The 25609-nt window shown below is 73.4% G+C and carries 18 protein-coding genes; 9 read left to right on the top strand and 9 right to left on the bottom strand.

The window, feature by feature from the left end:
* From ACYVO2_RS14325 to ACYVO2_RS14315, 3 genes are all read left to right on the top strand, one after another.
* Nucleotides 1–302, top strand: a 302-nt coding sequence (locus tag ACYVO2_RS14325; protein WP_461008139.1) for an aldehyde dehydrogenase family protein, incomplete at its 5' end; no start/stop codon positions are given.
* A gap of 712 nt (nt 303–1014) precedes the next feature.
* On the top strand, nt 1015–4950 hold the full coding sequence (gene hrpA / locus ACYVO2_RS14320; RefSeq protein ID WP_461008138.1) for an ATP-dependent RNA helicase HrpA: 3936 nt from the start codon (nt 1015–1017) through the stop codon (nt 4948–4950).
* A gap of 293 nt (nt 4951–5243) precedes the next feature.
* Nucleotides 5244–5453, top strand: a complete 210-nt coding sequence (locus ACYVO2_RS14315) for a MarR family transcriptional regulator (protein WP_461008137.1) — start codon at nt 5244–5246, stop codon at nt 5451–5453.
* Between the two features lie 124 nt (nt 5454–5577).
* Here ACYVO2_RS14315 and ACYVO2_RS14310 read toward each other — a convergent pair whose 3' ends face one another.
* Nucleotides 5578–7881, bottom strand: coding sequence for an MMPL family transporter (locus ACYVO2_RS14310; RefSeq protein WP_461008136.1), 2304 nt, complete (start codon nt 7879–7881; stop codon nt 5578–5580).
* Between the two features lie 179 nt (nt 7882–8060).
* On the opposite strand from ACYVO2_RS14310, the gene ACYVO2_RS14305 reads away from it, so the two are divergent.
* Nucleotides 8061–8720 (top strand): TetR/AcrR family transcriptional regulator, encoded by a 660-nt coding sequence (locus ACYVO2_RS14305; protein WP_461008135.1) that lies wholly within the window; start codon nt 8061–8063, stop codon nt 8718–8720.
* Here ACYVO2_RS14305 and ACYVO2_RS14300 read toward each other — a convergent pair.
* Nucleotides 8683–9486: a DedA family protein gene (locus tag ACYVO2_RS14300; RefSeq protein WP_461008134.1), complete on the bottom strand. Its 804-nt coding sequence runs from the start codon at nt 9484–9486 to the stop codon at nt 8683–8685. The two genes, ACYVO2_RS14305 and ACYVO2_RS14300, sit on opposite strands and share 38 nt — an antisense overlap.
* 306 nt (nt 9487–9792) lie before the next feature.
* Here ACYVO2_RS14300 and ACYVO2_RS14295 point away from each other — a divergent pair, with 306 nt between their 5' ends.
* Nucleotides 9793–10053: a heavy-metal-associated domain-containing protein gene (locus tag ACYVO2_RS14295; protein WP_461008133.1), complete on the top strand. Its 261-nt coding sequence runs from the start codon at nt 9793–9795 to the stop codon at nt 10051–10053.
* 36 nt (nt 10054–10089) lie between these two features.
* Here the strand turns inward: ACYVO2_RS14295 and ACYVO2_RS14290 are convergent, their stop codons facing one another.
* From ACYVO2_RS14290 to recD2, 3 genes are all read right to left on the bottom strand, one after another.
* On the bottom strand, nt 10090–10833 hold the full coding sequence (locus ACYVO2_RS14290; protein ID WP_461008132.1) for an SDR family NAD(P)-dependent oxidoreductase: 744 nt from the start codon (nt 10831–10833) through the stop codon (nt 10090–10092).
* Nucleotides 10834–11567: 734 nt separating this feature from the next.
* Nucleotides 11568–12857, bottom strand: coding sequence for a citrate synthase (locus ACYVO2_RS14285; RefSeq protein WP_461008131.1), 1290 nt, complete (start codon nt 12855–12857; stop codon nt 11568–11570).
* Nucleotides 12858–13015: 158 nt separating this feature from the next.
* On the bottom strand, nt 13016–15334 hold the full coding sequence (recD2, locus tag ACYVO2_RS14280; RefSeq protein WP_461008130.1) for an SF1B family DNA helicase RecD2: 2319 nt from the start codon (nt 15332–15334) through the stop codon (nt 13016–13018).
* A gap of 162 nt (nt 15335–15496) precedes the next feature.
* Between recD2 and ACYVO2_RS14275 the strand changes: the two genes are divergently transcribed.
* Entirely contained in the window at nt 15497–16285 is a 789-nt protein-coding gene (locus tag ACYVO2_RS14275; protein WP_461008129.1) for a sugar phosphate isomerase/epimerase family protein, read from the top strand.
* A gap of 90 nt (nt 16286–16375) precedes the next feature.
* On the opposite strand, the gene ACYVO2_RS14270 is transcribed toward ACYVO2_RS14275, so the two are convergent.
* From ACYVO2_RS14270 to ACYVO2_RS14260, 3 genes are read right to left on the bottom strand one after another with little or no spacing between them, the layout of a single operon-like run.
* Nucleotides 16376–17206 (bottom strand): sugar phosphate isomerase/epimerase family protein, encoded by an 831-nt coding sequence (locus tag ACYVO2_RS14270; RefSeq protein WP_461008128.1) that lies wholly within the window; start codon nt 17204–17206, stop codon nt 16376–16378.
* Nucleotides 17203–18381, bottom strand: a complete 1179-nt coding sequence (locus ACYVO2_RS14265) for a dihydrodipicolinate synthase family protein (RefSeq protein ID WP_461008127.1) — start codon at nt 18379–18381, stop codon at nt 17203–17205. The genes ACYVO2_RS14270 and ACYVO2_RS14265 overlap by 4 nt, the downstream gene beginning before the upstream one ends.
* A gap of 33 nt (nt 18382–18414) precedes the next feature.
* Nucleotides 18415–19566 (bottom strand): Gfo/Idh/MocA family protein, encoded by a 1152-nt coding sequence (locus ACYVO2_RS14260; RefSeq protein ID WP_461008126.1) that lies wholly within the window; start codon nt 19564–19566, stop codon nt 18415–18417.
* A 248-nt stretch (nt 19567–19814) separates the two neighbouring features.
* On the opposite strand from ACYVO2_RS14260, the gene ACYVO2_RS14255 reads away from it, so the two are divergent.
* Entirely contained in the window at nt 19815–20888 is a 1074-nt protein-coding gene (locus ACYVO2_RS14255) for a LacI family DNA-binding transcriptional regulator (RefSeq protein ID WP_461008125.1), read from the top strand.
* Nucleotides 20889–21283: 395 nt separating this feature from the next.
* Nucleotides 21284–22195 (top strand): bifunctional helix-turn-helix transcriptional regulator/GNAT family N-acetyltransferase, encoded by a 912-nt coding sequence (locus ACYVO2_RS14250; RefSeq protein ID WP_461008124.1) that lies wholly within the window; start codon nt 21284–21286, stop codon nt 22193–22195.
* Between the two features lie 102 nt (nt 22196–22297).
* On the opposite strand, the gene ACYVO2_RS14245 is transcribed toward ACYVO2_RS14250, so the two are convergent.
* The gene (locus ACYVO2_RS14245) at nt 22298–23239 is read right to left on the bottom strand and encodes a hypothetical protein (protein ID WP_461008123.1); all 942 of its coding nucleotides are present in this window, start codon (nt 23237–23239) and stop codon (nt 22298–22300) included.
* Between the two features lie 496 nt (nt 23240–23735).
* Here ACYVO2_RS14245 and ACYVO2_RS14240 point away from each other — a divergent pair, with 496 nt between their 5' ends.
* The gene (locus tag ACYVO2_RS14240; protein WP_461008122.1) at nt 23736–25580 is read left to right on the top strand and encodes a glycoside hydrolase family 3 protein; all 1845 of its coding nucleotides are present in this window, start codon (nt 23736–23738) and stop codon (nt 25578–25580) included.
* Nucleotides 25581–25609 lie beyond the last annotated feature (29 nt).

The raw sequence follows: 25609 nt of genomic DNA, 5'->3' as shown, positions 1-25609 counted from the left end.
AGCAGACCCTCGCCCAGGTCGACGCGGCCTCCGACTACGCCCTGACGGGCGCGGTGATCGCGCGGGACCGGGCGGCGGTCGCGCGGGCGGGGCAGGTGCTGCGGTTCGCCGCCGGCAACTTCTACGTCAACGACAAGCCCACCGGCGCCGTGGTCGGGCAGCAGCCGTTCGGCGGCGGGCGCGCCTCGGGCACCAACGACAAGGCCGGGGCCAGGCAGAACCTCCAGCGGTGGACCTCCACCCGCTCCATCAAGGAGACCTTCACCCCACCCACCGACCACCGCTACCCCCACATGGGCTAACCCACCCCCTGCCGGCGGCGAACCCTCAGCCGGGCCCCCGTGGGCCGACGACCGTCTGACGTCGGCCCACGGGACCGGTCCGGCGGCCGCCGGGGGTGGCAGCGGCGGACGACGGCCCCCCGCCGGCACCGGGCGGACCGCTCCGCCGCTGCCACCCAGCGGGACACCCGTACCCCGCTCCACGCCCCGCTCCATGACCTCCGCCGCGGCGACGGCCGCGGCACCCGACCCGAACACGCCGGTCCGGGGCCCGCGCGCCCACCGGCGCGTTACGGCCACGGAGCCGGGCACACGCGAGAAACACCGCTTCCCGAACGCCCCGGCCGCCCCGCGGAAAACCGGCCCTCCTTATCCGTTCGGACACCGTTCACCCACCGACGGCATCGTCTTCACCCCCGGCCCGGCAAGGCCCGCTCCCCCACGGGGAACTCCCGCCGAAATCCCCGGAATTCCCCGCCGCGGAAAACCGGGCACCCAACCCCATCTGCGCTTTCCGTTCTCCGCGCCGATCCCGCGCCCCCTTCGCCGGCCCGCCCGCACCGGCCCGGAGATCCCGGCCGCCACTCCCCGGCCCGTTCGGGGAATGGAATCCGGCCCGCCCATCTCCGCTCCGGCCCAGCCGTTTTCCGCGCCCCCGCCGGCTCCGTTCCCGCGCCGTCGGCCGATATCCGGTGGCCAGAACCCGCGGCCGCATGCCTATCCTTGCCTCAATATGGGTACCCCGCTCGCCAGCTCCTTGCTCGCCGACCTCCAGTCACGTCTTCCCGGCCTGATGCCGCGCGACCAGCGCCGCCTGGAGCGCCGGATACACGGCGTCCGCAGGATGCGGGACCCCGAGGAGCAGCAGACCGCCGCGGAGCGGATCGCCTCCGCCGTGGACGAGGCCGAGCTGCGCCTAGAGCAGCGCCGCGCCGCCGTCCCGGACATCACCTATCCGCAGGCGCTGCCGGTCAGCCAGAAGAAGGACGAGATCCTGGCGGCGATCCGCGACCACCAAGTGGTGATCGTCGCGGGCGAGACCGGCTCCGGCAAGACCACCCAGTTGCCCAAGATCTGCCTGGAGCTGGGCCGGGGGGTGCGGGGGCTGGTCGGCCACACGCAGCCGCGCCGCATCGCCGCCCGCACGGTCGCCGAGCGCATCGCCGAGGAGCTGAACACCCCGCTGGGAGGCGCGGTCGGCTGGAAGGTGCGGTTCACCGACCAGGTGGGCGACGACACCCTGGTGAAGCTGATGACGGACGGCATCCTGCTCGCCGAGATCCAGCAGGACCGGCTGCTCAGCCAGTACGACACGCTGATCATCGACGAGGCGCACGAGCGCAGCCTGAACATCGACTTCATCCTGGGCTATCTCAAGCAGCTCCTGCCCAGGCGCCCCGATATGAAGGTCGTCATCACCTCCGCGACGATCGACCCGCAGCGGTTCTCCCGGCACTTCGACGACGCGCCCGTGGTCGAGGTGTCCGGGCGGACCTACCCGGTGGAGGTGCGCTACCGCCCACTGGTCGCGGAGGAGGAGGGCGAGGAGGACCGCGACCAGGTCCAGGCGATCCTCGACGCCGTGGACGAGCTGTGCGCGGAGGGCCCCGGCGACATCCTGGTGTTCCTCTCCGGCGAGCGGGAGATCCGCGACACCGCCGACGCCCTGAACAAGCACATCGCCTCCCGGCACCGGCTGCGCGGCGCCGACGTGCTGCCGCTGTACGCCCGGCTGTCGTCGGCCGAGCAGCACCGGGTGTTCCAGCGGCACACCGGGCGGCGGGTGGTGCTCGCCACCAACGTGGCCGAGACCTCGCTGACCGTGCCGGGCATCAAGTACGTGATCGACCCGGGCACGGCGCGCATCTCCCGCTACAGCCACCGGCTGAAGGTGCAGCGGCTGCCGATCGAGCCGGTCTCCCAGGCGTCCGCCAACCAGCGCAAGGGCCGCTGCGGCCGCGTCTCGGAGGGCATCTGCGTCCGGCTGTACTCCGAGGAGGACTTCCTGTCCCGGCCGGAGTTCACCGACCCGGAGATCCTGCGCACCAACCTGGCGTCCGTCATTCTCCAGATGACCGCGATCGGGCTCGGCGACATCGCCGCGTTCCCGTTCGTGGAGCCGCCGGACCGGCGCAACATCAAGGACGGCGTGCAACTGCTCGAGGAGCTCGGGGCGCTCGACCCCAAGCAGCAGGACGCCCGCAAGCGGCTGACCCCGCTGGGCCGCAAGCTCGCCCAGTTGCCGGTGGACCCGCGCCTGGCCCGGATGGTGATGGAGGCCGACCGCAACGGCTGCGTGCGCGAGGTGATGGTGATCGTCGCGGCCCTGTCCATCCAGGACCCGCGCGAGCGCCCGGCGGACAAGCAGCAGGCCGCCGACGAGAAGCACCGCCGGTTCAGCGCGGCCGGGGACGGCGAGGCGTCCGACTTCATGGCGTTCCTCAACCTGTGGCAGTACCTGCGGGAGCGGCAGAAGGAGCTGTCGTCCAACCAGTTCCGCAAGATGTGCAAGGCGGAGTTCCTGAACTACCTGCGGGTGCGGGAGTGGCAGGACATCTACAGCCAACTGCGGACGACGGTGAAGACGATGGGCGTGGCGCTGAACGAGGGCGCCCCGGCGGACCCGCAGCGGGTGCACATGTCGCTGCTGGCCGGGCTGCTGTCGCACATCGGCCTGATGGACCCGGAGAAGCGCGAGTACATCGGGGCGCGCGGCGCCCGGTTCGCGGTCTTCCCCGGCTCCTCGCTGTTCAAGAAGCCGCCGCGCTGGGTGATGGCCGCCGAACTGGTGGAGACCTCCCGGCTGTGGGCCAGGGTCAACGCGCGCATCGAGCCGGAGTGGGCCGAGTCCCTCGCGCAGCACCTGGTCAAGCGCTCCTACAGCGAGCCGCACTGGGAGAAGGACCGCGGCGCCGTCATGGCGTACGAGAAGGTCACGCTGTACGGGGTGCCGCTGGTGGCGGACCGGAAGGTGTCCTACGGCCGCATCGACCCCGAGCTGAGCCGTGAGCTGTTCATCCGGCACGCCCTGGTCCAGGGCGAGTGGCGCACCCACCACCGCTTCTTCCACGAGAACCGGGCGCTGCTCGAGGAGGTCGAGGATCTGGAGCACCGCGCCCGCAGGCGCGACATCCTCGTGGACGACGAGACGCTGTTCGACTTCTACGACCAGCGCGTCGACCGTGAGGTGGTCTCGGCCCGGCACTTCGACGCCTGGTGGAAGAAGGTCCGGCGGGAGCAGCCCGACCTGCTCAGCTTCGAGAAGTCCATGCTCATCAACGAGCGGGCGGGCGGGATCACCGAGGCGGACTACCCGGACTTCTGGCAGCAGGGCGAGCTGCGGCTGCCGCTGTCGTACCAGTTCGAGCCGGGCACCGAGGCGGACGGCGTGACCGTGCACATCCCGCTGCCGGTGCTGAACCAGGTGTCCGCCGACGGGTTCGACTGGCAGATCCCCGGTCTGCGCGAGGAGCTGGTGACCGCGCTGATCAGATCGCTGCCCAAGCCGATACGCCGCTCCCTGGTGCCCGCGCCCGACGTGGCCAGGGAGGCCCTGGCCAGGATCACGCCGGGCGACGAGCCGCTGACGGAGGCGCTGGCGCGGGAGCTGAGGCGGCTGCGCGGGGCGGTGGTGCCGCCGGAGGCGTGGGACCACGAGCGGGTGCCCGACCATCTGCGGATCACCTTCCGGGTGGTCGACGGCAAGCAGCGCCGGATCGCCGAGGACAAGGACCTGGAGGCGCTGAAGCTGCGGCTGAGGCCCCGGACCCGGGAGGCGATGTCGGCGGCCGGCCGGGGCATCGAACGCTCCGGGTTGCGCGCCTGGGACCTCGGCGAGCTGCCCCGCACCTTCGAGGAGCGGCGCGGGGGCCATGTGGTGAAGGGCTTCCCCGCGCTGGTGGACGAGGGCGACAGCGTGGCCGTGCGGATCTTCGAGAGCGAGGCGGAGCAGGCCCGGGCCATGTGGGAGGGCACCAGGAGGCTGCTGCTGCTCGGCGTGAACTCCCCGGTCAAGTCGATCCAGGGGCGGCTGGGCACCCAGGCGAAGCTGGCGCTCAGCCACAGCCCGCACGCGAGCACCACCGCCCTGTTCGACGACTGCGTCTCGTGCGCGGCGGACCGGCTGATGGCCGACCGCGGCGGCCCCGCCTGGGACCAGGAGGGCTTCGCGAAGCTGCGCGACCACGTGCGGTCGGAGCTGTACGGCGTCACGGCCGACACGGTGGTGAAGGCCGCCAACATCCTGGCGGTGGCGCACCGGGTGGACCGGCGGGTGAAGGGCTCGGCCAGCCTGGCGCTGGTTCCGGCGCTGACCGACGTCAAGGAACAGTTGGCCGGGCTGGTGTACCCGGGGTTCGTGACGGGCACCGGGTGGGAGCGGCTGCCGGACGTGCTGCGCTACCTGAAGGCGGTGGAGTACCGCCTGGAGCGCCTGCCGAACGCGCCGCAGCGCGACCGGGAGCAGACGGCCAGGGTGGCGGAGATGCGACGGGAGTACCAGCGGCTGGTGGACGCGCTGCCCCCGGGCACCCCGCCCGGTCCCGAGCTGACCAGGATCCGCTGGATGATCGAGGAGCTGCGGGTGAGCTACTTCGCGCAGCCGCTGGGCACCCCGTACCCGGTGTCGGACAAGCGGATCCTGAAGGCGATCGAGCAACTGCGGGGCTGACGGCGCGGCAGGCGCGCCGCCGGGCGTCGGCGCCGCCGCGAGGGCACGCGTTCGGATTGGACACCGCACGGGCGTTCCCCTCCTTTCCTCGGATTTGTCACCGTTACGCAGGCGTAGCGTCACAGCCCCGGTACAGGATGCGCGGGAGATCGAATCCCCCGGGCGGCCGGTGCAGTCTTGCTCACCGAAAGCAGCGGGCCGTGAGATTTGCGTGACGGTCCCGCCGCCCTGCGCGCCGCAGTCCCCCCGACGGCCGTCCGCCGTCTCTGCGGCACCACTGGGAGGTGCGTGAATTGATCGACCGGTCTCTGTGGACGTACGCCGAGATCGCCGCTCATATCCGGGTGCGGACGGACACGGTCCGCTCGTACCGCAAGCACGGGCATCTGCCACCGCCGGACGTGGTGGAGGGCGGCAAACCGTACTGGTACGCCGACACCATCCGGACCTGGAGCGCCCAGCGGCCGGGCAACCGCGGCCGCCGCACACCGGACGAGGACTGAGAGGCGGGTACGGCGGGCCGGCGCCCCGCCGGGCCGGGGTCCGCGGGCGGGGCCGCGGCGTCCCCCGCGGGCTCCGGCCTCCGCGGCGGTCCGGACGGCTTCCCGTTCGGACCGCCGGGCCCGCTCATCCCGTCCGGGCCGGCTCGCGGTCCTCGGCGCGGGGCCGGGGCTCCGGCCGCGGGCCCTCGCTGATGCCGAACCTGCGGTGCAGTCGGCGCAGGCTCCGCGGCGCCCACCAGGTGGCCTCGCCCGTCAGCCGCATCACCGCCGGGACGAGCAGGCCGCGCACCACCATCGCGTCCATGAGCACCGCCAGCGCCACCCCGAGGCCGAGCATCTTGGTGTTGGTGACCCGGGAGGTGCCTATCGCGGTGAGGACCACGGCGAGGATCACGGCGGCCGCGGTGATCAACCCCCCGGTGCGCTGCACCCCGAAGACGACCGCCCCGGTGTGGTCCCCGGTGCGCTCGTGCTCCTCCTTGATCCGGGACAGCAGGAACACCCCGTAGTCCATGGACAGGCCGAAGGCCAGGCAGAACATCAGCACGGGCAGAGTGGTCTCGATGAAGCCGGTCGGGGTGAAGCCCAGCAGGCCGGAGAGGTTGCCGTCCTGGAAGACCCACACCACAGCCCCGAACATCGCCGTCAGGCTGAGCGCGTTCAGCACCACGGCCTGAACGGGGATGAGCACGCTGCCGGTGAGCAGGAAGACCAGCACCAGCGTGGTGAGCACGATCATCGCCAGGGCGTAGGGCAGCCGGTCGGCTATGGAGTCCTTGGTGTCCACCAGGACCGCGGCGTCCCCGGCCACGAGCGTCTCGAACGGGGTGTCCCCGTCCGCCGCGCGCACCGCGCGGACCAAGTCCTGGGCGGAGGAGTCGGTGGCCTGCCCGCTGGGGTGCACGGTCAGATGGGCCGTCCGGCCGGAGAGCCTGGCCTGCTCCGCGGGCCCGGGCCGCCCGGTGAGCTCGCCGCCGCGGAACTCTCCCGCGGGGCTGTCCACCCGCAGCACCCCGGGCAGCGCCGACAGCCGCTCGACGTAGCCGGCCATGCCCTCGTCGACCGCTCCCGTGGCGAGGACCTCGACGGCGCCGCCCGGGCTGCCGGAGAAGGCACCCTCCACCTGCTCCTGGACCACCCGGGACTCGGCGCCGCCGGGCAGTTCCCTGGCGTCCGCGCTGCCGAACCGCACCCCGAGGAAGGGCAGGCCCAGAACCACCAGCACGGTGGCCGTGCCGACCGCGAACAGCGGCGCCCGTCGCATCACCGTGCGCGCCAGACGCGCGTACCCCTGCCCCGGCTCCCGGCCGTCGCCAGGCGCGGCCCCGCGCCGCAGCAGGCGGCGCAGATCCCAGGCGTTGACCCGGTCTCCGAGCAGGACCAGGGCGGCGGGCAGCACGACCAGCGCGGCCAGGGCGGCGAGGAGCACCACGGCGATGCCCGCGTACGCGAAGGACCGCAGGAAGTACTGCGGGAAGACCATCATCGCGGCCAGCGACACCGCGACGGTCAACGCGGAGAACAGCACGGTGCGCCCCGCGGTGCGCAGGGTGGCCGCGACCGCCTCGCGCGGGGAGGCGGCGCCCGGGAGCTCCTCGCGGAAGCGCCGCACGATGAACAGCGCGTAGTCGATGGCCAGGCCCAGGCCGAGGGCGGTGGTCAGGTTCTGCGCGAAGACCGAGACCTCGGTGACCTCGGTCAGCCCGCGCAGGATGGCGCTGGTGCCCAGGATCGCGACGATGCCGACGGCCAGCGGGAGCAGGGCCGCGACCGCGCTGCCGAAGACCATCACCAGCAGCAGGAGGGTGATGGGCAGCGCGATCAGCTCGGCGCGCACCAGGTCCTCCTGGATGACCTCCGTCATCTCGTGGCCGACGGCCAGGGAGCCGCCGACGGACACCTCCACGGGGCCGTGCCCGCCCCGGTAGCGGGGCGCGATCCGCTCCAGGACCTCCTGCGCCTGCTTCTCGTCGCCCTCGACCCGGGCGGCGATCAGCGCCTGCCGCCCGTCGTCGGAGCGCAGCCCGGGAGAACCGGTCTCCCAGTAGGAGGTGGCCCCGGCCACCCCGCGCTCCCCGGCCAGGCCGCGGGCGAGGGCGCGGCCCTCGGCGGCGGCCGCCGGGTCGTCCACGCCGGGCTCGGCGCGCACCAGGAGGAGCAGGTTGGGCCGGGCGGCGGGGAACTCGCGGTCGAGCACCTCGCCGGCGCGGGAGGACTCCGCCCCGTCCGCCGCCCAGCCGCCCGCGGCCATGCGGTCCTCGACACCGCGGCCCGCGACGACCGCGAGCACGACGAACACCAGGGCCAGCACCAGGCTCAGCCAGGGCCGGGCGGTCGCCACACGGCTCCACCCCCGCAACCGCGCCCGCCCGGCGGCGGTCGCGGCCGTCACGGGCTCGCCGGAGGGCGGCTGGTTGACTTCGGGCATCTTTCGGTGTCCCCTCCCACTGGGGCCGTGACATCCGCAGCCCGGCGGCGTGACAGGCACGCCGCGGCAGGGCGCAGCGGACGCCGCGGTGCCGTGGTCGCCACGAAACGCGAGCGACCTCTCGCGTTCTCAGAATGCGAGCGGTCGCTCATGTTTGTCAATCGCCTTCAGGAGTTCGAGTGACAGCCCGCCAGCCGGCACCCGAGACCGTCAGGCCGCGCCGCCGCCAGGCGCGCGGCGAGCGCCGCATCGCCCAGTTGCTCGACGCCGCGGCGAGCGTGTTCTGCACCGTCGGCTACCAGTCCGCGAGCACCAACGCAATCGCCCGTGAGGCCGGGGTCTCCCCCGGCACGCTCTACCAGTTCTTCCCGAACAAGGAGGCCATCGGCGACGCCCTGTCCGAGCGCCTGGTCGTCCAGATGGAGAACGTGCACGGCACCGCCCTGTCCCTCGACCACGAACTGCTCACCCTGCCCGAGCTGATCGACCGCGTGATCGACCCGATGGTGGAGTTCCAGTTGGCCAACCCGGTGTGCTTCACCCTGCTGCACGGTCCGGAGCGGCCGCAGCGGCTCACCGAGGACCACGACGTGCTGCACACCTCGATGCTGGCCAAGCTCAAGGCGCTGATCGCCGCCCGGGCCCCGCACTTGGACGAGAAGGCGCTGGCCAGGACCACGGACATCTGCTGGTCCGCGTTCTTCGGGGTCCTGCACGCGCTGCTGGAGAAGGAGGACGAGGAGGAGCAGGCGGCGCTGGTGGTGGAGCTGAAGAAGCTCCTGCACGCCTACCTGGCGCCGATCATGGGCGAGGACGCCCCGGCCACCCGCCGCACCTGACCCGTTCGCGCTGCGGGGGCACCGCGCCGTGCGCCGCCCCCGCGCCCAGCGCACCGGCGCCCGCGGGGCCGGGCAGGGGGTGGTCCGCCACGGACACCGGACGCGCCCGGTCCCGGCGGCGCGCCGCCCACTGGACGAGCCCGCCGAGGGTGGCGACGAGCGTGGAGACCCCCAGGCCGATGCCCACCGCGTACAGGGAGTTGGAGGTGGCCTGGCCGCCGAAGTAGCCCAGGCCCACCGAATAGCTCGCCCACACCGCCTCGGCGACGAACGCGCCGGCCAGGTAGTGGGAGGCGGGATAGCGCACGATGCCCGCGGTCAGGCCGCCGAACAGCCGCCCGCTGGGCAGGAAGCGGCAGGCGATGACGAACGGGATCCCGTGCCGCCGGATGCGCAGCGCCGTCCACTCGATCAGCGCCCGGCGCCGGGGGCGGCGGTAGAGCCGGCCCAGCACGCGCCCGCTCGCGGCGGCACCGCCGCGGTGGATCAGCATGTCGCCGAGGAGGGCGCTGAGCGCGACCACGGCCAGGACGGCGACGATGTTCAACTGCCCCCTGGCGGCCAGCACCCCGCCGGTGACCAGGATCGCGGAGTTGGGCACGAGCGGCGGCAGCGTGGTGGCGCCGAGGATGCCGTAGGCCAGCAGCGCGCTGCCCGACAGGTGCGCGGCGAGTGGCTCGGTGATGTCCACCGCCGACAGCCCGGACAGCGCCGAGAGCCAGCTCACATCCCCCGCCTCCTTCAGCAGCCTGCCCGTGGAGCTCACGCTGACAGTCGCGAAAACGGCACGTCAATCGGATTTCGCGGGTTCCGGGGGGCCGCGGCCGATTCCCTACTCGGGAAGGACGGCGGTGACCTCCTGGGGCCGTACTCCGTCGCCAACCCCTCCTCCCCCGGTCGTATTCCCACTCCCCGGACGGCGTACGGCACCTCAAGCGATTTCATACCCCACAGGGGTATAGTTTCGTTGTCGGACCCGACCGAGGAGAGCCGCGCGACCCGCGCGCGCCGCGGGCCGGCGCCACCGAGCACGCCCACCAGGGACGGCTCCCGACGGACCACGGAGGCACCCATGTCATCTTCCTCCCCCGGCACCGAGCACACCGCGGACACGGCCCAGGGCGGGACGTTCGTCTACACGGTCGCCGGAATGACCTGCGGCCACTGCGAGAAGGCCGTCGCCGAGGAGCTGTCCGCGCTGCCGGGCGTCACCGAGGTGGCGGCGGACGCGGCCGACGGCCGGGTCACCGTGACCGCGACGGCCGAGCCGGACGTCGAGGCCGTGCGCGCGGCCGTGGACGAGGCGGGTTACGAGCTGGTCGGCCGGGCCTGAGCCGCGCCCCGCGCGGGGCCGGCCCCGCGCGGTCGGTCACCTGCCGAGCAGCTCGCCGCCGTTGCAGTTGAGGATCTCGCCGGTGATGAAGCCCGCCTCCGGCGAGGCGAGGTACAGCACGGCGGACGCCACGTCCTCGGGCGTGCCGACCCGGCCGATCAGGGTGCGCCCGGCGCGCCGGGTCAGCTCGGCCTCGTTCAGCCGGTCGCCGAAGAAGCCGGTGCCCGCGACGGTGCCGGGGGCGACCACGTTCGCCGTGATCCCCTGGTGGCCGAGCTGGGCGGCCAGCGAGTGGTTCCACGCGTGCAGCGCGGCCTTGGACGCGCCGTAGGACCCGCCGCCGCGCAGCGCCGCGATCGAGGAGACGGTGATCACCCGCCCGCCGTCCGGGGTGAGCCGGTCCCGCACCGAGTCGGTGAGCAGCACGGCCGTCAGCACGTTCCGCTCGAAGTCGCCGCGCCAGCGCGCCAGCACCCCGTGGGGCCCGGTGCCGACCGCGATCTCGCGGCTGCCCGCGCTGTTGACCAGGACGTCGATGCGCTCGGGCAGCGTTTCCAGGGCGGCCTCGACCGCGTCGGGGTCCGCCAGGTCGCAGACCACGGGCGTGACCTCCGGGCCGCCCGCGGCCCGCAGTTCGTCGGCGGTGGCCTGGAGCACCTCGCGGCGGCGGCCCATGATCGTGACCCGGTCCCCCGCCTCCGCGAACTTCCGCGCCACCGCCCGCCCGATGCCCGTCCCCCCACCGGTCACCACGACGCTGCGGCCAGCCGCCTCGCCCATCGCACCTCGCCTGTCTGCCGTACAACGCCCTTGCCGGGCACGTCGGTTCGCGCCCTGGGGCAGACCACGCTACGCGATGCGAAACACACTGCTCGCAGCGGCCCCGCCCCGGAACGGGAGAGACGCAGATCACATACCGATAAACGTAACCAGAGGGGCGTTTGAAGGGTCTTACGTGGTGCAGGCTTGTCGTGCGACCGACGCCGAACACGGCCCGGCCTGCCATCGGGACCCCGGCGGACCCGGTGAGGTGGCGTGAGCTGTCTTGGGGGACGGTTCACACGCGCAGTAGCCGGGACGGAAGACCCCGGGAAGCTTGAGCGGCCTTCCCGGACGCTCCCGTCCCGGCGGCGTGCGGGGTGGCGCTTTCCGGACTCCCGGTACGGACCCGTGGGGGGATCCGTGTCCGGGGATTGAAAGGCGCCCCGCACTGGACCCGTGGGGGGATCCGGTGCGGGGCGCTTTCGCCATGGGAGCGCTCCCGGCCAACCCGCGTGTCCGAGTGCCGTGAAGGGACAGCGCGGAGGTGGCGTCGCGGCGGGCCCACCGCGCGGGCCGCGCGCAGGGCGGCTCCGCCGCGGGAATCACGGGACGGGCGCCCGAGGGCGATGACCGGCCGTGCGGCGGCCCACGACGGGCGCACAGGCACGGGCAGGACACGCGCGAGACGGCCCCGCCCCACCGAGGGGGCAGGCCGAAAGGGCCGCCGGACGAGGGCCCGGCGGCCCGGAAGGTCAGCGCGCCTCGACGGACACGTAGTCCCGGTACTCGATGCCGGTGTACACCTGGCGCGGACGGCCGATCCGGCTGCCCGGCTCCTTGATCATCTCGTGCCAGTGGGCGATCCAGCCGGGGAGCCGGCCGAGCGCGAACAGCACGGTGAACATGGTGGTCGGGAAGCCCATGGCCCGGTAGATCAGGCCGGTGTAGAAGTCCACGTTCGGGTAGAGCTTGCGCTCGACGAAGTAGTCGTCGGCCAGCGCGTGCTCCTCCAGGGCGAGCGCGATGTCGAGCAGCTCGTCGGTCTTGCCGAGGGCGGAGAGCACGTCGTGCGCGGCGGCCTTGATGATCTTCGCCCGGGGGTCGAAGTTCTTGTAGACGCGGTGACCGAAGCCCATCAGCTTCGCGCCGTCCTCGCGGTTCTTCACCTTGCGGATGAACGCGTCCACGTCGCCGCCGGAGGCCTTGATGCCCTGGAGCATCTCCAGCACGGCCTGGTTGGCGCCGCCGTGCAGGGGTCCCCACAGCGCGTTGATGCCCGCGGAGATCGACGCGAACAGGTTGGCCTGGCTGGAGCCGACGAGGCGGACGGTGGAGGTGGAGCAGTTCTGCTCGTGGTCGGCGTGCAGGATGAGGAGCTTGTCGAGCGCGCCGACCACGACCGGGTCGAGCTCGTAGTCCTGGGCGGGCACCGAGAAGGTCATGCGCAGGAAGTTCTCGACGTAGCCCAGGTCGTTGCGCGGGTAGACGAACGGGTGGCCCACGGCCTTCTTGTACGCGTAGGCGGCGATCGTCGGCAGCTTGGCGAGCAGCCGGACCGTCGACAGGTGGCGCTGCTCCTCGTCGAAGGGGTTGTGGCTGTCCTGGTAGAAGGTGGACAGAGCGCTGACGACGGAGGACAGCATCGCCATCGGGTGGGCGTCCCGCGGGAACCCGTCGTAGAAGCGTTTGACGTCCTCGTGCAGCAGGGTGTGCTGGGTGATCTCGTTCTGGAACGCCGCGAGCTGGTCCACGGTCGGCAGCTCGCCGTTGATGAGCAGGTAGGCGGTCTCCAGGAAGGTGCCGCGCTCGGCGATCTGCTCGATCGGGTAGCCCCGGTAGCGGAGGATGCCCTCCTCGCCGTCGAGGTACGTGATCGCGGACTTGTAGGCGGCGGTGTTGCCGTAGCCGCTGTCCAGTGTGACCAGGCCCGTCTGCGCCCGCAGCTTGCCGATGTCGAAGCCCGTGTCACCGACCGTGCTCTCGACCACCGGATAGGTGTACTCGCCGTCCCCGTACCGAAGTACTACAGAGTTGTCGCTCACGTGATCCCTCACCGACGGTATGCCTCATTGTCGAGGTGCCCTGACTGATTACTACCTTCCCCCATTTGGCAGCGAAGTGTGCACCCGGGGTCGCCAAAACCAAGGTTTGCTGGCACCCAGTGCCCACTTGACTACGCCGCCGTCCAAGCGGTCCGCTCTCAGCCCCGCAGGGCGCCGGAGAGCCGGTGGTCCAGGGCGGTACAGCGCCGACCTGCGGAGACGGTGCGGACCGCCTGGCCGAGCGCCCGCCGCGAGCCGACCAGCACGACCAGCCGTTTCGCCCGGGTTACGGCCGTATACAGCAGATTTCGCTGAAGCATCATCCAGGCCCCTGTGGTGACCGGAATCACGACCGCCGGGTACTCGCTCCCCTGGGAGCGGTGGATGGTGACGGCGTAGGCGTGCGCCAGCTCGTCCAGTTCGTCGAAGTCGTAGGGCACCTCCTCGTCCTCGTCGGTGCGGACGGTGAGCCTCTGGTTCTCCGTGTCGAGCGCGGTCACGATGCCGACCGTGCCGTTGAAGACGCCGTTTTGGCCCTTGTCGTAGTTGTTGCGGATCTGCGTCACTTTGTCGCCGACCCGGAAGACGCGGCCGCCGAACCGCCGCTCCGGAACGTCGGGGCGGGCCGGGGTGACCGCCTGTTGCAGCAGCCCGTTGAGCGCACCGGCACCCGCGGGGCCCCGGTGCATCGGGGCGAGCACCTGCACGTCCCGCCGCGGGTCCAGGCCGAACCTCGCGGGAATGCGACGAGCCGCCACATCCACCGTAAGCCTGCCCGCCTCCTCCGTGTCGTCCTCCACGAAGAGGAAGAAGTCGGACAGGCCCTCGGTGACCGGCGGCAGGCCCGCGTTGATCCGGTGCGCGTTGGTGACCACCCCGGACTGCTGGGCCTGGCGGAAGATCCTCGTCAGCCGCACCGAGGGCACCGGGCTGCCGTCGGCGAGCAGGTCCCGCAGGACCTCGCCCGCCCCGACGCTCGGGAGCTGGTCCACATCCCCGACGAACACCAGGTGCGCCCCCGGCGGCACCGCCTTGACCAGCTTGTTCGCCAGCAGCAGGTCCAGCATGGAGGCCTCGTCGACCACGACCAGGTCGGCGTCCAGCGGCCGTTCCCGGTCGTAGGCGGCGTCGCCCCCGGGCTTGAGCTCCAGCAGGCGGTGCACCGTCGAGGCGTCGCAGCCGGTGAGCTCCGACAGCCGCTTGGCCGCCCGCCCGGTGGGAGCGGCGAGCACCACCTTGGCGTGCTTGGCGCGCGCCAGGGTGACGATGGACCGGACCGTGAAGGACTTGCCGCACCCCGGGCCCCCGGTGAGCACCGCGACCCTGCGCGTCAGCGCCAGGCGCACCGCCGCCTCCTGCTCCGGGGCGAGGTCGGCGCCGGTCTGCGAGCGCAGCCAGGCCAGCGCGCGGTCCCAGTCCACGTCGGCGAAGGCGGGCATGCGGTCGTGCTCGGCCCGCAGCAGCCGCAGCAACTGCCCGGCCAGGGAGAGCTCCGCCCGGTGGAAGGGCACCAGGTACACGGCGTTCACCGGCTGCCCGTCCCGGTCGGGGACGGTCTCGCGGATCACGCCCTCCTCCGCCACCAGCTCGGCCAGGCACTCGATGACCAGGCCGGTGTCCACCTGGAGGAGCTTGACCGAGTCCGCGATCAGCTTCTCCTCGGGCAGGTAGCAGTGCCCGCTGTCGGTGGACTGCGACAGCGCGTACTGCAATCCGGCCTTCACCCGCTGCGGGCTGTCGTGCGGTATGCCGACGGCCTGGGCGATCCTGTCCGCGGTGAGGAAGCCGATGCCCCACACGTCGGCGGCCAGCCGGTAGGGCTCGTTGCGCACCACGGAGGTCGAGGAGTCGCCGTAGCTCTTGTAGATGCGCACGGCCAGGGAGGTGGAGACGCCGACGCCCTGGAGGAAGACCATCACCTCCTTGATGGCCTTCTGCTCCTCCCACGCCGCGCCGATCATCCTGGTGCGCTTGGGGCCGAGGCCGGGGACCTCGACGAGCCGCTCCGGCTCCTTCTCGATGATCTCCAGGGTGTCGGTGCCGAAGTGGTCCACGATCCGCTCGGCGATGCGGGGCCCGATGCCCTTGATCAGGCCCGAGCCGAGGTACCGCCGGATGCCCTGGACGGTGGCGGGCAACACCGTGGTGTAGTTCTCCACCGAGAACTGCTTGCCGTACTGCGGGTGCGACGTCCAGCGGCCGTGCAGCCGCAGGGACTCGCCCGGCTGGGCGCCGAGCAACGCGCCGACCACCGTGAGCAGGTCGCCCCCGCCGCGGCCGGTGTCCACGCGGGCGACGGTGTACCCCGTCTCCTCGTTGGCGTACGTGATCCGCTCCAGGACGCCCTCCAGCACGGACAGGCGCACCGGCTGGGCCCCGCCCGCCTGCCCGCCGTCGGGCGGGCCCTGGGCGGGCGTCCGGGCGGACCCGGGATCCCGGCCCGGCGTGTCCGCGCCGCGGCTGCCGGCTGGTCGCATCGCCGCTCCCCCCTCGTTCCGGCGACTGGTGGTCCGACGTTACCTCCCGCGCACGACAGCCCGTTCCGGCCTGTGGAAAACCCCGCGGGCCCGGCCGGGCGGGCCTGTGGACAACCGGAAGATCCCTTCCCAGCCCGCCGGGGCCGGAGCTAGATTCGCGGCATGAAGCTCGCGTTCTCCACCCTCGGCGTGCCCGGGATGGCCCTGGAGCAGGTACTGCGGCTGGCCGCCGACAGCGGGTTCCAGGGCGTCGAGTTGCGGGCGAGCGAGGGCGAGCCCGTCACCACCGGTCTCGACACCGCGGCGCGGTCCGCCGTCGCCGGGCGGTTCGCCGGGGCCGGCCTGGTGCCGCTCACGATCGCCTCGTACACCCGCGTCGCCGCCGAGGGTGACGACGCGTCACTGGTGGCGGAGATACGCGAGCACGTCCGGCTGGCCGCGGACATCGGCGCGGCGTTCGTGCGGGTCTTCCCCGGCGGGGGCGACCTGCCCGCGGCGAAGGCCGACGACAACGCGGTGCGCCGTCTGGCCGAGGTGGCCCCGTTCGCCGCGGACCTCGGGGTGCGGGTGCTGCTCGAGACGCACGACTCGCACCCGCGCGCCGCCGACGCCGCCCGGGTCCTGGCCCGGCTGGGGTACGAGGGCGCGGGCGTGATCTGGGATGTGATGCACACCTGGCGCGCGGGCGAGGCGCCGCAGGACTCCTTCACCGCCGCGGCTCCCTACCTCGGATACGTCCAGGTCAAGGACATAGCCGGCCGGGACGACACCACGCCGCTGCCGCTCGGCGCCGGAGTGCTGCCGCTCGGCGACTGCGTGGCGGCGCTGGGCTCGGGCGGGTTCGAGGGCTGGGTGTGCTGGGAGTACGAGGCGGCCTGGTACCCGGAGGCGGCCGCGTTCCCGGAGCTGCTGCCGGACGGGGCGAGGTATCTGCGGTCGCTGATGCCCTGAGCGCCCACGGGGCGGGCCCGGGGAGCACCGGGCGGGCTGAGGGGGCGGGGGCGCCCCGTGCGGCGCGCCCCCGCCCCCGTGCCCGGCCCGTCAGAGCACCAGGCGCCGGTACCGGTCCACGATCTCCGCGAGGACCTCCGCACCGTCGCGCTCCCACAACGCCGGGCTGAAGATCTCCACCTCGACCGGCCCCCGGTAGCCCGTCCGTTCCACCCGCTCGCGGAACCACCGGAAGTCCACCGACCCGTCGCCGAGCTGCCCCCGGCCCAGCAGGACGCCCTCGGGCAGCGGAGTGACCCAGTCCGCGAGCTGGAAGGCAGCGATCCGGTCGCCCGCCCGGGCGATCAGGTCGCCCACCGTGTCGTCCCACCACAGGTGGTAGGTGTCCACGACCACGCCCACCCGGTCGGCGGGGAACCGCTCGGCCAGGTCGAGGGCCTGCGCCAGCGTGGAGACGACGCAGCGGTCCGAGGCGAACATCGGGTGCAGCGGCTCCACGGCGAGCCGCACCCCGCGCTCGGCGGCGTACGGGGCCAGCTCGGCGAGCGCGTCGGCGACCCGCTCCCGCGCCCCGGCCAGGTCCCGGCTGCCCTCCGGGAGGCCGCCGCTGACCAGCACCAGCGTCTGCGTGCCGAGGGTGGCGGCCTCGTCGATGGCGGCCCGGTTGTCGTCCAGGGCCCTGGCCCGCTCCGCGGGGTCGGCCGCGGTGAAGAAGCCGCCCCGGCACAGGCTGGTGACGGTCAGTCCGGCGTCGCGGACGAGCTTCGCCGTGCGCTCCAGCCCGTAGGAGCGCACCGGCTCCCGCCAGAGGCCGACCCCGGGCACCCCGGCGGCCGCGCAGCCGTCGGCCAGCTCGGGCAGCGACCACTGCTTGATGGTCTCCTGGTTCAGGCTGAGCCGGGCGAGGTCCTGCGCGCTCACGCGTCCACCCCCGCCACCGCCAGCAGCGCCCGCATCCGCCGCTCGGCGAGCTGCGGGTCGGGGAACAGGCCGAGCTCGTCCGCGAGCCGGTAGGCGCGGGCCAGGTGCGGCACCGAACGGGCGCTCTCCAGGCCGCCCACCATCCGGAAGTGCTCCTGGTGCCCGGCCAGCCAGGCGAGGAAGACCACGCCCGTCTTGTAGTACCGGGTGGGCGCCCCGAACAGGTGCCTGGCCAGCTCCACGGTCGGGTCGAGCAGTCGCCGGAAGGCCGCCGCGTCCCCGCGGTCCAGCTCGCGCACCGCGGCGGCGGCGACGGAGGCGAGCGGGTCGAAGACGCCGAGCAGGGCGTGGCTGAAGCCGCGCTCGTCGCCCTCGATCAGCTCCGGGTAGTGGAAGTCGTCGCCGGTGTAGCAGCGCACCCCGCGCGGCAGCCGCCGCCGCAGGTCCACCTCGCGCCCCGCGTCGAGGAGCGAGATCTTCACCCCGTCCACCTTGTCCGGGTGGTCCGAGATGATCTGAAGAAACGTTTTCGTCGCCTCGTCCAGGTCCCCGCTGCCCCAGTAACCCTCGAGCGCCGGGTCGAACATGGGGCCGAGCCAGTGCAGGATCACCGGTTCGGCAGCCTGGCGCAGCAACTCGCCGTAGATCTCGGCGTAGTCCTCGGGCCCGCGCGCCACGGCGGCGAGCTGGCGGCTGGCCATGAGGATGGCCTGCGCGCCCGCCTCCTCCACCACGGCGAGTTGCTCCTCGTACGCCTGGCGCACCTGGCGCAGGTCGCTCGCGGAGGTCAACTGGTCGGTGCCGACGCCGCACGCGATCGCGTCCCGCGCCCCCACCGCCGCCGCCTCCGCGCACGAGCGCCGGATCAGCTCGGCCGCGCCGGCCCAGTCCAGGCCCATGCCGCGCTGCGCCGTGTCCATCGCCTCGGCCACGGCCAGGCCGTGCTCCCACAGGTGACGCCGGAAGGCCAGCGTGGCGTCCCAGTCGACGGCGGCGCGCGCCCCCGGCGCACCACCCCCGAACGCCACGTCGCCCAGCGGGTCCGCGACCACGTGCGCCGCCGCGAACACCTTGCGGCTGCGCGGCGCGCCGGCCTCCTCCCCGGGACGCGCCGGCGTCCGTCCGCTCGGCTGGTAGTCGTCGAACCCGCCGCCGTCATTGGGCAGTCTGATCATCGTTCCGCTCCCCTCGCCAGATCGGTCCGGTGCTCAGAGCGCCAGCTCGGGCACGTCGAGGCGGCGGCCCGTCGCGGAGGACTCCAGGCCGAGCCGGGCCAACTGCACTCCCCGGGCTCCGGCCAGCAGATCCCAGGCCCACGGCTCGTCCAGGACCACATGCCGCAGGAACAGCTCCCACTGCGCCTTGAAACCGTTGTCGAACTCCTCGTTGTCGGGCACCTGCGCCCACTGCTCGCGGAACCGCTCGGTGGCGGGCAGGTCCGGGTTCCACACGGGCTTGGGCGTGGCCGAACGGTGCTGCACCCGGCACTCGCGCAGCCCCGCCACCGCGCTGCCGTGGGTGCCGTCCACCTGGAACTCCACCAGCTCGTCCCGGTTCACCCGCACCGCCCAGGAGGAGTTGATCTGCGCGACGGTGCCGCCCTCGAGCTCGAACACGCCGTAGGCGGCGTCGTCGGCCGTGGCGTCGTACGGCTTGCCCTGCTCGTCCCAGCGGACCGGCACATGCGTGGTGACCAGCGCCTGCACCGACCTGACGGGCCCGAACAGGTCGTGCAGCACGTACTCCCAGTGGGGGAACATGTCGACGGTGATGCCGCCGCCGTCCTCCGCGCGGTAGTTCCACGACGGGCGCTGCGCCTGCTGCCAGTCGCCCTCGAACACCCAGTAGCCGAATTCGCCGCGCACGGAGAGGATCCGGCCGAAGAAGCCGCCCTCGATCAGCCGCTTGAGCTTGCGCAGCCCCGGCAGGAACAGCTTGTCCTGCACCACCCCGTTCTTCACCCCGGCGTCGCGGGCCAGCCGGGCGAGCTCCAGCGCGCCGTCCAGGTCCGTGGCGGTGGGCTTCTCGCAGTAGATGTGCTTGCCCGCGGCGACGGCCTGCCGGACGGCGGGCTCACGCGCGGAGGTGACCTGGGCGTCGAAGTAGATCTCCACGTCCGGGTCGGTGAGAGCCTCGTCCAGGCTGGTCGTCCAGCGGGTGAGGCCGTGCCGCTCCGCCATCGCCCTCAGCTTGGCCTCGCTGCGGCCCACGAGCACCGGCTCGGGCCAGAGCACGTTGCCGTCCCCGAGGTCCAGTCCCCCCTGCTCCCTGATGGCGAGGATGGAGCGGACCAGGTGCTGGCGATAGCCCATGCGCCCGGTCACGCCGTTCATGGCAATTCCGACTGTTCTCCGATTCACGGGCTTTCCCCTTCACCACTAGCCCAGTACGACCCGACCCCGCGCCTTCTCCGGCATGACACGCGACCAACGTGCGCCCGAAATGCACCCCACCGGAATGACGGCGTTCGAAATGGGCGAAGAAAGCGCTTACTACGGTGGTAAAGGTAACCGTCCGTGCACACCTCCCACAAGTGCCTCCCGTCACGACCCGCCGGGGTGAGAGCATGACCTCAGCCGAACGACCGGAGGAAAGGGCAGGTAGGGCAGTGGCAGCAACCCTGGCCGACGTAGCGCACCGGGCCGGAGTCTCCGCGGCCACGGTCTCCCGCGTCCTCAACGGCAACTACCCCGTAGCGCCGGACACCCGCGAGCGCGTCCTGCGCGCCGTGCGCGACCTGGAATACGTGGTGAACGGCAACGCGCGCGCCCTCGCCGCGAGCACGTCCGACCTGATCGGCGTGCTGGTCAACGATGTCGCCGACCCGTTCTTCGGCCTCATGGCGAGCGGTATCCAGAGCCAGACCGGCGAGGACAAGCTCGCCGTCGTCTGCAACACCGGCGGCTCGCCCGAGCGGGAGCTGAACTACCTCACCCTGCTCCAGCGGCAGCGCGCGGCCGGCGTGGTCCTCACCGGCGGCGCCATCGAGGACCCCGAGCACATCCACGCGGTCACCACCCGGCTCGGCAAGCTCGCCGCGGCGGGCACCCGTGTGGTGCTCTGCGGCCGCCCGCCCCTGCCCTCCCCGGGCGGACCCGAGGGAGTGGGCTCCGACGGCGTGACCGGCACCTCGACGGCCACGGTCGCGTTCGCCAACCGGGACGGCGCACGGGCCCTGACCGAGCACCTGCTGGCGCTCGGCCACCGCCGCATCGGCTACATCGGCGGCCCCGCGAACCGCACCACCACCCGCCACCGCATCGAGGGTCACCGCGCGGCCCTCGCCGCCCACCCGGACGCCGACCGCGACGAGCGGCTGATCGTCCACGGCGGCTACGACCGCACGGCGGGCCACCAGGCGACGCTCGCCCTGCTGGACGCCGCCCCCGGGCTGACCGCGATCGCCGCCGCGAACGACACCACGGCGCTCGGCGTGTGCGCGGCGCTTCGCGAGCGCGGGCTGCGCGTCCCCGATGACATCTCGGTGGCGGGCTTCGACGACCTGCCGTTCAGCGTGGACGCCGTGCCGTCGCTGACCACCGTGCGGCTGCCGCTGTACGACGCCGGCGCGCGGGCCGGGCGCCTGGTGCTGGGCGCCGAGCAGCCTCCGGCGGACGGCGTCGTCACCATCGAGGCGGAACTGGTGGTGCGCGACTCGACGGCGCCACCCGCGCGGGCCTGACGCCCCGGCGCGCGGGGGCGTCACGCGGGGCGCGGACCGCCGGGGCTGAGGCGCCCGCGCGCATCCGCCCACCCGGCGGCGCACCGGCCCGCCCGGCGGCGCACGGGCATGCCGGGGGCGCACGGGCTCTCACCGCGGGCACGCGGGCTCACGGCTCGCCACCGGAAGCATCCGGCCGCGGTCCGTGCGCTCGTACGCCGCAGCGCGCTCCGGAACCCCATACGCTTCGCATCCCTCACGCGAGGGACGCCTGCCCGCGCTCCCAGGCGGCCGACGGCATCCGCGGACGTCCGGCCGGCACCCGGGCCGGGCGCCCGAATGATGGACGCCCCCTTTCCCCTGACCCACCCTCACCCATACCTTTGACTGAGTCAAAGAACAACTTGAGGTGGGCAATGATCGTTCACGATGTTCGAGAGTTCAGCCGCTTCTACACGGGCGTCATCGGCGCCCTCGACTACCAGACGTACCTGGGCACCCCCTACTCCCTCACCGAGGCCAGGCTCCTGTACGAGCTGGCCCAGCACGAGGGGGTGGAGGTGACCGAGCTGCGCGCGGCGCTGTCCCTGGACGCCGGATACCTCAGCCGGATCCTCGCCCGCTTCGAGGAGCGGGGGCTGGTCACCCGGGAGCGCTCGGCCAAGGACGCGCGCCAGCAGGTCGTCACCGCGACCGAGGACGGGCGGGCCGAGGCCCGGATGCTCACCGAGCGGTCGAACGAGGCCGTGGGCGCGCTCGTCGCCCGTCTGAGCCCCGCCGACCAGGAGCGCCTCGCGGCCGGGATGCGCACCGTCCGGGAGATGCTGGAGGGCCGCTCCCGTCCGCGCTCCTACCTGCTGCGCGAGCCGGGCCCCGGGGACCTGGGCTGGGTGGTCCAGCGGCACGGCGCGCTGTACGCGGCGGAGCACGGCTGCGACAGCGACTTCGAGGCGGGCGTGGCCGCGGACGTCGGCACCTACGCCCGCGGGCGGGACCCGCGGCGGGAGCGGGGCTGGATCGCCGAGGTGGACGGCGAGCCCGCCGGCTGCGTCTTCTGCACCCGCGGCACGGAGGAGGGCGTCGCCAAGCTGCGGTTCTTCCTGGTGGAGCCGAAGGCGCGCGGGTTGGGCATCGGTTCGCGGCTGCTGGAGGAGTGCCTCGGCTTCGCCCGCGGCGCCGGATACCGCGCGATGCGGCTGTGGACGTTCCAGGGGCTGGACGCCGCCCATCACCTTTACCGACGGGCCGGGTTCGTCATGACCCACAGCTATCCGCACGAGGCGTTCGGCAGGCGGCTGACCGCGCAGGAGTGGTCGCTCACCCTGTGACGGCCGCCCCGAGACGGCCGACCCGCCACGGCCACCGGGTGACGACCGGCCGGGGACGCCCGCTCCCCGGCCGCGCCCCTCGCCCCCTCGGGCCCCTGCCCGTCACGGCCGGAACGCGTCCGCCAGGTAGTCGGCGGCCCGCTCCGCGCCGTATCCCTGGAGCGGGCCGAAGTACCAGGCCGGGTCGAACGTCCTGCGGTAGCCCAGCTTCCACTCGACCTCCGAGTGGCCGGCGGCCGAGGCGCGCCAGCTCACCTCGGTGTAGCGCAGGCGCACCCAGCGGTGCAGAGCGGTGTCCCGCACCACCTGGAACACCACTCGGCGCTCCTCGCGCTCCGTCACTCGCAGCCGCAGGACGCGGGGCTCGGGTTGCACGCCGATCCCCAGCGGCATCCGCGAGGTGAACGACACCACGCGCTCGTCCCCGACCGCCAGCGCGCCGCTCGCCCCGTCCACCGTCACCTGACGCGGCAGCGGGAACCCGAGCCGGAGGAACAGCGGGGGGCGCGCGGAGAACTCGGGCGCCCCCGCCAGCACCCGGTGCATCTCCTCGGGGGCGACCCGCACCACCCGGGTCACCGTCACCGACCCGTCGCGCGGCAGCGAGGCGACGACTCCCTCCGCACACAGACCCAGCAGCGCCACCACCACCAGCACCCGCCCCCGCGGCGTGCCCGAGCAGAGGGCCACCGCCAGCGCGACGACGTACGCCAGCGGCGCCACCAGGAGCAGCGACGCCGCACTCTCGTTGAACACCGGCCCGGCGACGGCGAGCCCGCAGGTGACCGCGACGGCCGTGGTCAGCACGGCGCGGCGCTGCGGCACGAGGATGCCGACGACCATGGCGAGGGAGGCGGGCAGCCCGACGAAGCACAGCGCGGTGCGCTCCAGGCCGGTCGCGCGCAGCGACATGTACGCCCACACCGCGCAGAACAGCGCCGTCAGCACCCCGGCCGCCCGCCACTGCGCTCCCCCGGCCCACGGCCGGCGCGGCGGGACGACGGCCTCCTGGTCCTGGCACTCCTCGGTGTTCAACATGGCCATGCCTTCCGGGTGATCACCCACCTGTCGCACGGTAAGCGCTGGCAGGCGTGGGAGGAGCGAACGGCACGAGGCGGCACCCGGACGCAGGAACGCGGCGCCCGCCACCACGGCACACTCCGGCGCCTGTCCCTGGTCACACGGCTTTCCGGCGAGCGGTCGCGCCGGGGGACGGCGGACGGCGGGCCCCTCGGGGCGGGCGGGGACCGTCAGGCGCCGTCGCCTGCGCGCTCGGGTGAGCGGGACGGGGCGCGAGGCCGGACGGGGCGGTGGCGGGCGCGCCGGGCGGTGGGCAGGCGGTGGGCCGGGCGGATGGCCCCCGAGGGCTTCCGGGCGAGGTTTTCCACAGGGCATTGACGCGGAAAAAGTGACGGAAAATACTTTCGAGCAACGCCGGACCCATCGGCGGTCTTGGAAGTTTCCTTCAGAACGCCTGCGCATCGGGACCACCGACGATTCGCACCGGGCGTACTCCTCCTCATGGCCGGAAGGAGCACCAGTGCACGACACCTCCCGACTCCGCGGGCCCAGCCGCCGCGCCCTCCTCACCGCCGGTGCCGTCGCCTCCGCGGCGCTCGCCTCGGGTTCTGCGGCCTTCGCCTCGGCCGCCTCCGCCGCACCGGCGCGGACGCGGAGCGGCCATCGCACCAGAGCGGCGGCGATCGTGCGCCGCATGAGCCTGGAGGAGAAGGTCGGCCAACTGTTCGTGATGCGGGTCTACGGCACCTCCGCCGCCGACCCCGCGCCCGAGGACGTCGCGGCGAACCAGAAGGAGATCGGCGTGGCCAACGCGGCCGAGCTGGTCGCCAAGTACCACGTCGGCGGCATCATCTACTTCGCCTGGGCGCACAACACGCGCGACCCGCACCAGATCGCCGAGCTGTCCAACGGCATCCAGAAGGCGGGCCTGGCCCAGCCCACCCCGGTCCCCCTGCTGATCTCGGTGGACCAGGAGCACGGCTCGGTGGCCCGGATAGGGGCGCCCGCCACGCTGTTCCCCGGCAGCATGGCACTGGGCGCGGGCGGCAGCGCGCGGGACGCCCGGACCGCGGCGCAGGTCGCCGGCACCGAGCTGGCCGCCATGGGGGTGAACCAGAACTACGCCCCGGTCGCCGACGTGAACGTCAACCCGGCCAACCCGGTGATCAACATCCGCTCCTTCGGCGCCGACCCGCAGGCCGTGGCCCGCCTCGTCGCCGCGCAGGTGAGCGGCTACCAGCGCGCGGGCGTGGTCTCCTGCGCCAAGCACTTCCCCGGCCACGGCGACACGGACACCGACAGCCACTACGGGCTGCCCGTCATCAAGCACACGCTCAGCGAGTGGGAGCGGGTGGACGCCCCGCCGTTCCGCGCGGCCGTGGCCCAGCACATCGACAGCATCATGACGGCGCACATCGTGGTCCCCGCCCTGGACGACTCGGGCGACCCGGCGACGCTGTCCCGGCCCATCCTCACCGGAGTGCTGCGCGAGCGGCTCGGCTACGACGGCGTGGTCGTCACGGACTCCCTGGCCATGGCCGGAGTGCGGCAGAAGTACGGCGACGACCGCGTCCCGGTGCTCGCCCTCAGGGCGGGCTGCGACCAGCTCCTCAACCCGCCGGACCTGGACCTGGCGTGGCACGCCGTGCTGGACGCGGTCAAGAGCGGCGAGCTCACCGAGGAGCGCCTGGACGAGTCCCTGGTGCGCATCGTGGAGCTGAAGCTCCGCCGGGGCCTGTTCCGGGACCCCTACGTCACGCCCAAGGGCGTGGACCGGGCGGTGGGCACCCCGCGGCACCTGGCCGCCGCCGACCGGATCACCGAGCGCACCACCACCCTGCTGCGCAACGAGGGCGGACTGCTGCCGCTGGGCGCCACCCCGCGCGGCGTCCTCGTGGTCGGCGCGGACCCGGCGGCACCGTCCGGCACGGGCGGCCCGCCGACCACCGTCCTGGCCCGGGCGCTGACCGACCTAGGCCACCCGGCCACCGCGCTGTCCACGGGCACCTCGCCCGGCCAGGCGGTGATCGACAAGGCGGTGGCCGCTGCCGGGTCCCACGACGTGGTCGTGGTCACCACGGCCAACGTCACGGCGACGTCGCCGCAGGGCGCGCTGGTCCGGGCGCTGGCGGCCACCGGCACCCCGGTCGTCCAGGTGGCGATCCGCAACCCGTACGACGTGGCGCATCTGCCTCAGGTCCGCGCCGGCCTGGCCACCTACTCGTGGACGGACGTGGCGATACGGGCCGCCGCGCGGGTGATCGCGGGCGAGGTCTCGCCGTCCGGCAGGCTGCCGGTCCCCGTGCCGCGGGCGGACGACCCGGCGGCGGTGCTGTACCCGATGGGGCACGGGCTCGGCTACTGAGCCGAGAGCCGGCCCGCCCCGGCCGGCCG

It is taken from the genome of Streptomyces capparidis (genome assembly GCF_054782095.1).
This window is presented reverse-complemented; position numbering and strand designations above follow the sequence as displayed.

Excerpts from the sequence above, each read along its gene's own strand:
- hrpA (WP_461008138.1), top strand. The coding sequence starts at position 1,015 with ATGGGTACCCCGCTCGCCAGCTCCTTGCTCGCCGACCTCCAGTCACGT.
- ACYVO2_RS14310 (WP_461008136.1), bottom strand. The coding sequence starts at position 7,881 with ATGCCCGAAGTCAACCAGCCGCCCTCCGGCGAGCCCGTGACGGCCGCG.
- ACYVO2_RS14295 (WP_461008133.1), top strand. The coding sequence starts at position 9,793 with ATGTCATCTTCCTCCCCCGGCACCGAGCACACCGCGGACACGGCCCAG.
- ACYVO2_RS14290 (WP_461008132.1), bottom strand. The coding sequence starts at position 10,833 with ATGGGCGAGGCGGCTGGCCGCAGCGTCGTGGTGACCGGTGGGGGGACG.
- recD2 (WP_461008130.1), bottom strand. The coding sequence starts at position 15,334 with ATGCGACCAGCCGGCAGCCGCGGCGCGGACACGCCGGGCCGGGATCCC.
- ACYVO2_RS14275 (WP_461008129.1), top strand. The coding sequence starts at position 15,497 with ATGAAGCTCGCGTTCTCCACCCTCGGCGTGCCCGGGATGGCCCTGGAG.
- ACYVO2_RS14265 (WP_461008127.1), bottom strand. The coding sequence starts at position 18,381 with ATGATCAGACTGCCCAATGACGGCGGCGGGTTCGACGACTACCAGCCG.
- ACYVO2_RS14250 (WP_461008124.1), top strand. The coding sequence starts at position 21,284 with ATGATCGTTCACGATGTTCGAGAGTTCAGCCGCTTCTACACGGGCGTC.
- ACYVO2_RS14245 (WP_461008123.1), bottom strand. The coding sequence starts at position 23,239 with ATGGCCATGTTGAACACCGAGGAGTGCCAGGACCAGGAGGCCGTCGTC.